Genomic DNA, 6,251 nt, shown 5'->3' with positions numbered 1-6,251 from the left:
GCGTGGTCTGGTGCACGTCGATGTCGGCGCCGATGGCGTTGCAGTGGTCCTCGCCCATCCGGTCGAGCCGCTGGACGAGGTCGAGGCGCACGGGGTCGGCCAGGGCGCGCAGCACCTCCACCAGCCGGATGGCCTCGGTGGCCGGTTGTGACACCTCACGCATGGTCGCCCCCTGTGTTCCGCACGCCTGTCACGCTACCAATAGGTGGATATATGGACAAGTATCCATGTATTCCCTAGGGTTCCCCTCGATGCGTCCGAGGTCCCTATGAAAGGTGGCACCGTCCGGTGTTGCGACGACTTCTCCCTCTGGCCCTGGCGACCTTCGCCGTGGGCACCGACAGCTACGTGATCGCGGGCCTGCTCCCGGCCATCGCCGCCGACCTGCGGGTCTCCACTCCCGCCGCCGGGCAGTTGGTGACGGTGTTCGCCCTGGTGATGGCCCTGTCGGCGCCGGTCATGGGCGCGCTCACCGGTGGGCTGGACAGGCGGACCGCGCTGCTGGTCGCGTTGGGCGTCTTCGTGGCCGGCAACGCCGTCACCGCTCTGGGCACCGGTTACGAGGTGGTGATGATCGCCCGCGTCGTCACCGCGGTGGGCGCCGGGATGATCAACTCCGCTGCGTCCAGCACCGCGGGGGCGATCGCGCCTGCGGAACGCCGGGGCAGGGCTCTGGCCTTCGTGCTGGGCGGGCTGACGGCGGCGACGGCGTTGGGCCTTCCGCTCGGCACGCTGATCGGCCGTGCCGACTGGCACGTCACCCTATGGGCGGTCGCCGGGGTCGGCCTGGTCGCGGCGCTGGGGATCGCCGCCGGGCTGCCCGAGGTGCGGCTGCCCGCCGCCTCGCTGGGGGAGCGGCTGCGTCCGCTGAAGGAGGGCCGGGTCGTGGCGCTGCTGGCCGTCACCACGCTGGTCTTCCTCGGCGCCTACACCCTCTACACCTACATCGGGCCGGCCCTGCGGGAGGCGACGGGCGGCTCTGAACCGCTGTTCGCCGCCGTCCTACTGGTCTGGGGGGTCGGGGTCCTGGCCGGGAACCTCGTCGCCGGACGGCTGGTCGACCGGTACGACCCCGCGCACGTGCTGACCGGGCCCCTCGCCGTCGCCGTCGTCGCGCTGGCCCTCACGCCGGTGGCGACCGGCACGTTCGTGTCGGCCCTGGCATGGGCCGCGGTCTGGGGTGTGGCCCTGGGCGTCGTCGTCGTGCCCCAGCAGCATAGGCTCATCGCGCTCGGCCCGGCCGCGGCGCCGGTCCTGCTCGGCCTCAACTCCTCAGCCATCTACATCGGGATGGCGCTCGGCGGGGGGCTGGGCGGGCTGGCCCAGGAGTGGTTCGCCGTCGTGCCCGCCGCGCTGGGGCTGCCGGCCGCGGGGGTCACGGCCGTGGCGCTGCTCCACCACCTGGCGACCGCCCGCCGCCGTACGCCCGCCGCGCCCCGGCCCTCCTGAGTGCGGGGGGCAGCCTGCCCCGGCGGCTGCGGGGAGGAACGCGGCGGCCTCCCGCAGCGCGGCGCGGGCCGGCACGTAGGCCAGGGCCGCCCTCCAGTGCCCCGGCCGACCGGCGATCGTGTCAGACGCGCCGGCCGGTGTCCATGCTCACCCCTCGATGCGACCGAGCCAGGCGTCCTGGGCGTCGGCCAGCTGGTCTGCCAGCGGCAACGGGACGAAGCGGCACGCGAACTCCATGCCGGCGTCCGTGCCGTCGCCGTGGACCCGGTGGTGCCAGGCGTCGGGGCTGTCGGGGGCGGCGGTGAGGTGGAAGAACGTCGTGTGCCGGGGCTGCCCGTTGTCCTCGCGAGGTTTGTGGTCGACCGCGATGGGCCCGACGACGGTGAGCTCGGTCAGGCCGGTCTCCTCCGCGACCTCCCGCAGGACGGCCTGTTCCAGGCTCTCGTCCGGCAGGACTCCGCCCGCCGGCACCTGGGTGCCGGCTTCGGGCGCGTCGACGTGGTCGAAGACGAGGAGTTCGGGGGTGGTCCGCTGTCGGATGACGTAGGCGGCGACGCGGATTCTCGGCTCGGGCATCCGTTCATGATCGCAGACGCCGAGCCGAGAGATCCGGGTGGTCTACGAGACGTACAGCAGCCAGTAGGGGGGCTTGGCGTAGATGCTGTTCAGGCGGCAGGAGGCGGTCTTCCCCGCGGCGGTGTACGGGGCGGCGGCCCGCGCGCAGGCGTCCGGCGTGGGGTAGACGCCGACCAGGACGGGGGTGGAGGTCTGCGCCGTGGCCGCCTGGGCAGCGGCGGGGAAGGCGAGGGTGGCCAGGACAAGTGCGACGCCGGCCGCGGCGCGGCGGAGTGTGTTCGTGTTGATAACCATGGGTGGAACGGTAGAAGTCGTCCCCTTTCGCGGTCGTCAAAGCGATCCTTGATTCCCCGTCCCCCTCGGGGATGATTTCCGCGGCCGGGACGTCGTCCTCCTGGAAGGGGGGAGTGTGGTCGAATCGCTCCCATGACGATCGAGCACCTCCCCGTCTCCGGTGACGGCCGCCTGTGGGCCGAGCAGGCCGGCGACGGTCCTCCCATGGTCCTGTTGCACGGCTCCGTGCACGACAGCCGCCTGTGGGACGGCGTCTTCCCCGAACTCGCGCGCCACCGCACCGTGATCCGGTACGACGCGCGGGGCCTGGGCCGTTCGACGCCGCCGACCGCGCCGTTCCGCTACGAGGACGACCTGCTCGCGGTCCTCGACCACTTCGGCGTCGAGCGTGCCGCGCTGGTGGGGCTGAGCATGGGCGGGGAGGTCGCGCTCGACTTCACCTTGGAGCACCCGGAACGGGTGCGGTCCTTGACCCTGGTCGCGGCGTCGGCAGGCGGCCACGACTGGCCGAGCTCTCCCGAACTGGACGCCTACGCGGCGGCCGACCGCGGGGACGACCCCGGCCGCCTGGCCGAGATGGAGCTCACGCTCTGGGCCTCGCTGGGCGACCGGGCGCCGGGATACGCGGCGATCCGCGACATGGTCACCGAGAACGCCGGGCTGCGGGTGGCCGCGGAGAAGGGGCACGCCCTGTTCGCGGAGGTGGGCGCCGTCGAGCTCCTCGACCGGGTCGCGGTGCCCACGACCGTGGTGGTCGGCGACCACGACCACCCGGAGATCGGCGTGATCGCCCGCCGGCTCGCCGCGGGCATTCCCGGCGCGCGCCTGGAGATCGTGGCCGCCGCCGACCACTACCTGCCGTTGCGCGCGCCGGAACGGCTCCTGGACGTCCTGCTCGCCGATTGAAAGGCGTGCCGACGGCGGCGCGGTCGTCGGGCATAGGGTGATCGGCATGGCATTGCGGCTGGTTCAGGTGAACTTCAAGGCTCGGGACGACGCGGCGCTCGGCCGGTTCTGGGCGGACGCGCTGGGCTGGGGCGTCTCCAGCGAGGGCCCCGGCGTGACCAACGTCGAGCCCGTGGGCTTCGCCTGGCCCGATCCCAGCGCCGTCTGCGTCGACGTCGTCACCGTCCCCGACCCCGAGACGGTGAGGTACCGGGTGCACCTCGATCTCGCCACCGCCTCCGAGGCCCATCAGGCGGAGCTGGTGGCCCGGCTGGAGGAGCTCGGCGCGAAGCCCGCCGACGTGGGCCAGGGCGACGTGCCGTGGGTTGTGATGGCCGATCCGGAGGGCAACGTGTTCTGCGTGCTGGAGCCCCGGGAGATCTACCGGGACACCGGGCCGATCGCCGCGGTGGTGGTCGACTGTTCCGACCCGCGGGCCATGGCCCGGTTCTGGGGCGAGGCGGCGGGCTGGACCGTGCACGAGGTGAGCGACGAACACGCGCGGCTGCGTGCGCCCGAGGGTGTCGGGCCCTACCTGGAGTTCCTGCGCACGACGCCCGGCCCGAAGACCGTGTGGAACCGGGTGCACATCGACCTGCTGCCGCACCGCGGCGCCGACCAGGCGGCGGAGGTGGCCCGGCTGGCCGAGCTCGGCGCGACGTCCGCCGACGTGGGTCAGGGCGACGTGCCGTGGGTCGTGATGGCCGATCCGGAGGGCAACGAGTTCTGCGTCCTGGGCGCCCCGCGCTGACCCGGGACGCGCTCAGCGGGTCACGGTGGTCTCCCGTCCCAGCCGCGCCAGCTTGTCGGGATTGCGCACGTGGTAGGCGCCGGTGACGTAGCCGTTCTCCACGCGCACCGCCACGACTCCGTCGATCTCGCCGTCGATCCGCACGAGCAGCCCGGGCCCGCCGTTGATCTGCACCAGCTCGACCGATCTGTCCGCGTCGTGCTTCCACCAGCCGGCGGCCAGCAGGCGGGCCACGTTGTCGATGCCCACGACGGGCCGCAGCAGGGCGTGCCGGCGGCCGCCGCCGTCGCTCAGGGCGACGACGTCCGGCGCGAGGACGTCGAGCAGGCTCTGCAGCTCGCCGGTCTCGACCGCCCGCTGGAAGGCCTGGAGCGCGGCCCGGGTCTCGGCCGGGGAGGTGGTGCCGCGCGGCCGGCGGGCGGCGACGTGCGCCCGCGCCCGGTAGGCGATCTGGCGGACCGCTGACGGGCTCCTGCCGACGGCGTCGGCGATCTCGTCGTAGTCCAGCTCGAACACCTCGCGCAGCACGAACACCGCCCGCTCGGTCGGCTGCAACGTCTCCAGCACCAGCAGCATCGCCATGGAGACGCTCTCGGCGAGTTCGACGTCCTCGGCCACGTCGGGGGCGGTCAGCAGCGGCTCGGGCAGCCACGGCCCGACGTAGGACTCCTTGCGCCGGCCCAGTGCGCGCAGCCGGTCGAGCGCCTGCCGGGTGACGATCCGCACCAGGTAGGCGCGCTCCTCCCGGACGGCGGCGAGGTTGACGTCCGCCCATCGCAGCCAGGTCTCCTGCAGGACGTCCTCGGCGTCGGCGGCCGAGCCGAGCATCTCGTAGGCGACGGTGAACAGCAGGTTGCGGTGGGCGACGAACACCTGGGTGGCGGAGCCGGGCGGCCCGGCGTGTTCGTCGTGATCGGTCATGTCCCGCTCCTGCCTGTCCGTTCTGCGCACTGCCACACGCACAAGACGCCGTCGTGCGCCGCCGCGTAACACGTCCGGCCGGTGGCCTACGTCACAGCGCCGCCGGTGTTACGGGGGCCGGGGCGGCGGCGTCTCGTGGTCGTCAGGACGCCGCGCGGACGATCCGCGCGGCGCGACGACGAGTCGAGAACGCGAAGGGAAGTCTTCCTCATGTCCATGTCCACGACGACCGGCCGGCGGTCGCGTATGCCCAATCCCCTCCCCTTCCTCCCCGAGCTGGCGGTGGTCGGCGAGGGGCTGCACAAGGCCCTGCGGAACGGGGTGATCCCCCCGGTGACCATCGCGCTGCTGCAGCTGCGCGCCGGGCAGCTGCTGGGCAGCACGTACTTCACGGTCAGGGAGACCGCCAACCTGCGCGGGCTGGGGGAGCCGGAGGAGCGCATCACCGCCGTGGCCACCTGGCGGGACGCCACCTGTTTCACCGAGGCGGAACGCGTCGCGCTGGAGCTGGTGGAGGCGGTCCTCACCCCGAACCCGTCGGGGGAGCGCGTCGGCGACGAGCTGTACGCCAGGGCGTCGGCGCTGTACGACGACAGGGCGATGTGGTCGCTGGTCATGGCGATCGCCCACATCGGCTTCTTCACCCCGGCGGCCCTCATCGCCAAGCCGATCCCCGGCATGCCGCCCGGCCGGAACTACAGCGAGTGAGAAAGGCGCCTGACATGAGCATCACCACGTTCGCGGTGGCCGGGGCGACCGGCCGGCTGGGCCGCCACGTCGTCGACGTCCTGACCGAGAGGGGTCACCGGGTCGTGCCGATGTCCCGCGCCACCGGCGTGGACGTCGTCACCGGTCAGGGCCTCGCCGAGGCGCTGACGGGGGCGCAGGTCGTCATCGACGTCGCCTCCTGGCACTCCTCCGACCAGGAGGCGGCGACGGAGTTCTTCCGCGCCTCGGCCCGCAACCTGCACGAGTACGGCCGCCGGGCCGGGGTCGCGCGGATCGCTGTGGCGTCCATCATCGGGGCCGACAGGGCCACCGCCGGTTTCCTGGCCGCCAAGAGGGTGCACGAGGAGCTGCTGCTTGCCGGGCCGCTTCCCGTCCGCGTGCTGCGGGCGGCGCAGTTCCACGAGTTCGTGGGGCAGCTGCTGGACTGGCGGCCCGGTGATGTGGCCTATGTCCCGGAGCTGCCCACCCAGCTCGTGGCCTGCCGCGTCGTGGCCGAGGAGCTGGCCGACCTGGCCGTCGCCGCGACCGTGCCCGGCACGCCGATCCCCGAGATCGCCGGTCCGCGCAGGGAGACGCTGGCGGAGGC

The 6,251-nt window shown here is 73.3% G+C and carries 8 protein-coding genes; 5 read left to right on the top strand and 3 right to left on the bottom strand.

Annotation, left to right across the window (positions count from 1 at the left end; translation table 11 throughout):
* Positions 1-291: 291 nt before the first annotated feature.
* Positions 292-1,449, top strand: a complete 1,158-nt coding sequence (locus ACWCSD_RS45490) for an MFS transporter (RefSeq protein ID WP_397162696.1) — start codon at positions 292-294, stop codon at positions 1,447-1,449.
* Positions 1,450-1,596: 147 nt separating this feature from the next.
* Here the strand turns inward: ACWCSD_RS45490 and ACWCSD_RS45485 are convergent, their stop codons facing one another.
* A complete protein-coding gene (locus ACWCSD_RS45485) occupies positions 1,597-2,025 on the bottom strand; it encodes an NUDIX hydrolase (protein WP_397162695.1) in 429 nt (142 codons plus the stop codon).
* 42 nt (positions 2,026-2,067) lie between these two features.
* Positions 2,068-2,319, bottom strand: a complete 252-nt coding sequence (locus ACWCSD_RS45480; protein ID WP_397162694.1) for a hypothetical protein — start codon at positions 2,317-2,319, stop codon at positions 2,068-2,070.
* Positions 2,320-2,451: 132 nt separating this feature from the next.
* Here ACWCSD_RS45480 and ACWCSD_RS45475 point away from each other — a divergent pair, with 132 nt between their 5' ends.
* Positions 2,452-3,225, top strand: coding sequence for an alpha/beta fold hydrolase (locus ACWCSD_RS45475; protein WP_449924791.1), 774 nt, complete (start codon positions 2,452-2,454; stop codon positions 3,223-3,225).
* Between the two features lie 46 nt (positions 3,226-3,271).
* A complete protein-coding gene (locus ACWCSD_RS45470) occupies positions 3,272-4,015 on the top strand; it encodes a VOC family protein (protein WP_397162692.1) in 744 nt (247 codons plus the stop codon).
* A 12-nt stretch (positions 4,016-4,027) separates the two neighbouring features.
* Here ACWCSD_RS45470 and ACWCSD_RS45465 read toward each other — a convergent pair whose 3' ends face one another.
* A complete protein-coding gene (locus ACWCSD_RS45465; RefSeq protein ID WP_449924787.1) occupies positions 4,028-4,936 on the bottom strand; it encodes an RNA polymerase sigma-70 factor in 909 nt (302 codons plus the stop codon).
* A gap of 216 nt (positions 4,937-5,152) precedes the next feature.
* On the opposite strand from ACWCSD_RS45465, the gene ACWCSD_RS45460 reads away from it, so the two are divergent.
* Entirely contained in the window at positions 5,153-5,644 is a 492-nt protein-coding gene (locus ACWCSD_RS45460) for a carboxymuconolactone decarboxylase family protein (RefSeq protein WP_397162690.1), read from the top strand.
* A gap of 14 nt (positions 5,645-5,658) precedes the next feature.
* On the top strand, positions 5,659-6,251 hold a 593-nt coding region (locus ACWCSD_RS45455; protein WP_449924783.1), incomplete at its 3' end, for an SDR family oxidoreductase.

The sequence above is a fragment of the Nonomuraea sp. NPDC001684 genome (assembly GCF_053596515.1).
This window is presented reverse-complemented; position numbering and strand designations above follow the sequence as displayed.